Below are 3,024 nucleotides of genomic sequence, written 5' to 3'. Positions count from 1 at the left end.
GGGCGGACGCCAATCCCCCCGGTGTTTTTCATGTCCGCCTGACGGATGAACAAAACAATGAAATGAAATGATTAATTTTGACTCAAAGATAAACCTCCTTTACACACTTTTTGGGATACTACCTCTCCTGCCGGAATATCCCGGCTCATTGACAAAACTATAGAGCGGGTTTTGCAACAGATCCTGCACTTTGCCCGTCAATCTGTCTTCCAACAAAAGCATCTTGAAGCGGCTTCTGTCTATATTGTCCACATAAAGATCTACCGGGGCATTCAGTTTGGTGTATACGCCCAAAGTAAAACCTTCTGCATCGCTGTCTTCACAATTCTGAAATACATTGGCTTCTCCGTTTTCCGGATCGACAATATAGGCTACGGGAATATCCGTATTGGCATCATTGGACAAGGCAGGAAGATTGCCGCTCCGGGTACCGATGCCCAGCATCGCTGTTGTCTCTCCCGCTTTATTTTTTGCCGTGATGTGAAGGGGATATAAGCTGCCGGCTTCCACTGCACGACTGCTTAGGGACCTCTCTTGTACCTTATTCGGAGAGACCAAAACAGACTTTGATCCAAAGGTGGGGAAGGCAAGCATATTTCCGCCCTTCTTCCTCAACAGAATGGACTGCATCGGCTCGATCACGCTTCCCAACGTCGACGCTATTTTATTGTCTTGGGAATACACCTTCCACCTTCCATCTTCATAAATGTAATAGTAGGATTCGATGTAATCTTTATTGATCTCATAAAACTTGTCAAAGTCTATCGGAGACATAAACGGGTTGCCAAGCATAAACCATTCTCCCGAATGGATCTTATCGGTACTCGCAGCATATCCTTTGACCGCAGATCCATTTATAGGAATCATACTGACACCGCTCTTTCCGTCGGCATACTCCGTCTCAAAGACAAAGCGATATGCCTTCTCAGTACGGGCAATCTCTTCGTAGCGGTTGAGTGGTTTTAGTGTACGACGATTGAAGTACCAAACCTTTGATTTATGCGTTTCCGGGTCATACTGCTCAAGTGGATAGGCTTTGAGGCGATCATTGTCTTCGAAATACGGAATACGTATGATACCCTTAAGTTTATCCAAATTCTTTTGGTTGGATTCTCCCGGACTATATGTATTATATCCATCAACCTTGACAACCATTCCATTGATAGTCTTCGATTTGTCGTATTCATCGGAAGAAAACAGGCTGTTGAGTTTGGCATACGATGCTCCGAAGCCGGCATCTGTAAGTGGTTCGCTCTGGTTTATCTTAACGTAACGACTGTAAATCATTGGATAACCGGCAAGGTTAAAATCTGCCGAATACATATTGTGAAGCGGAGCAGCCAGCATATACCATTTGTCCCTATGCATAATCTCGTTATTGGCCTGAGGAAAATTGACATTTTCGTCTTTATATGCCTTGCCTTGGTCCGGGACCTCCGGTGTAACCACTCCAAAGTTATAGTCCACATAAGCGTGATGATAGTTCAGCTCTTGTGGGTTGCCGAGCTTAGATCCGTAGTGGAAATATATATCGTTGCACTCCGGAAGGCTGAAATCACCCTGGATGGAAATCTTTGGATCAAGATCCGGGAATATGTCTTTTCCCTTATCATTATTACTTCCCGGGTGAGCAGGAATATGGACATTGGTACAATGTGCCGGTATAGCATGAGCCGGATTGCCATCCTTGTCATACCAGTTGTTGATATTGTTCCAGTTGGCATCTTCGGGTTTGTTCCACCACAATTCGTCGGGAGAGATGGACAGTTCGAATTCCTTTTGATACACAACTTTTTCGATGCACACAGTCTTACCGGTCACTAAGATTGTGAATACTCCTGAAAGCTCCGGCGTGACCTCCTCTGCCGGAATAGTGACGATACGACCTGTCATCTCCACGCCATCGGGTCTCGTCCATGTATAAGTCATGTTAGCACCGAAGTTCGGACAAATCAAAGTAAGATTTTCCCCGGGGCATATATTCTTCTGATTCGGAGTGGTAGCTATCAAACGATAACTTGACAGGTCATAAACCGGAAGAACCTCTTCAACATAGTTGTTACATGCAGGATCGGTTATTCGCATAAAATAGCTGAACTGAACCTTACCTCCTGTTTTTTTCAAGTAATCTCCTAAAGTAAATTTCACAAGAGAGTTGACTCCCTCTTTTTTATCCAATAGTTGGCCTCCCCGTCTATCATACAACTCCATTGTAACCGGAGAAACATTATTGATCGGTTCAATAAGGATAGATCCACTAAGGTGATCTACACATGCATACGAAGCAAAGGTATGGTGATTGTATGAGAGTGAAGCATTATCCAAATTCACCTCCAATTTAGGTGCGAAGCATTCGCTATACTCATCGGAGACAGTCCAATCAACTCCCTTGGCAAGAACTTGCATCGTTAATTTGCCTTTCGTATCCGGCAATTCGATCCAGATATCTTTTGCCGGAATATTTTGACCTTTACCATTTTGTTCATTGTACATCGCAATCATATCCTCACCTCTCCATCGTGCCATAACATTGGTCGTAATGTCATCTTTCTTAACATCCTTAGGATAATCATTATACCTAATCCATAGAGATGTTTTATCAAAAGGCTGACCATTAAGTGTCAGGATCTTATCCGAGTTTTCTCCGGCAAAAGGGTAAATACGGATTCTTCCACATAAGGATTTGGTAATACGAGGCTCAAAATACTCGGGATGGTATTCATAAGTCGTAAGCTCAAGAGGTGGAACATTATATGTAAACGTTTGAGTTCTACCACAATCATCTTTAAACTCAAAAACATAATCTCCTGAAGCAGCAGGAGTATATGGAAGATAGGCTTTTAAAGGCAATCTTCCTCCGCCATCAAGTGATGTATCCATACAAAAGGGGAAAAAAACAATAGTGTCCTAAACGTTCTTCTTTGAAGAAGGACATAGCATAGTATTCAAGAGGGGCATCCCACTTGATCATCTTGCGCTAAAATGGGGGTATCCCCCTATGTCAATTCAGGCTCATCGGGAGGT

1 protein-coding gene is annotated in these 3,024 nt (G+C 43.4%); it reads right to left on the bottom strand.

Translation table 11 applies throughout. The annotated features are described in order from the left end of the window. Positions 1-99: 99 nt before the first annotated feature. On the bottom strand, positions 100-2,880 hold the full coding sequence (locus ACFO3G_RS03490) for a hypothetical protein (RefSeq protein ID WP_380078026.1): 2,781 nt from the start codon (positions 2,878-2,880) through the stop codon (positions 100-102). Between the last annotated feature and the right edge of the window lie 144 nt (positions 2,881-3,024).

The sequence above is a fragment of the Falsiporphyromonas endometrii genome (assembly GCF_042654485.1).
In the GTDB taxonomy this organism is placed as follows: Bacteria; Bacteroidota; Bacteroidia; order Bacteroidales; family Porphyromonadaceae; genus Porphyromonas; species Porphyromonas endometrii.
This window is presented reverse-complemented; position numbering and strand designations above follow the sequence as displayed.

Coding starts and splice junctions, on each gene's coding strand:
- ACFO3G_RS03490 (WP_380078026.1), bottom strand. CDS start 2,880: ATGGATACATCACTTGATGGCGGAGGAAGATTGCCTTTAAAAGCCTAT.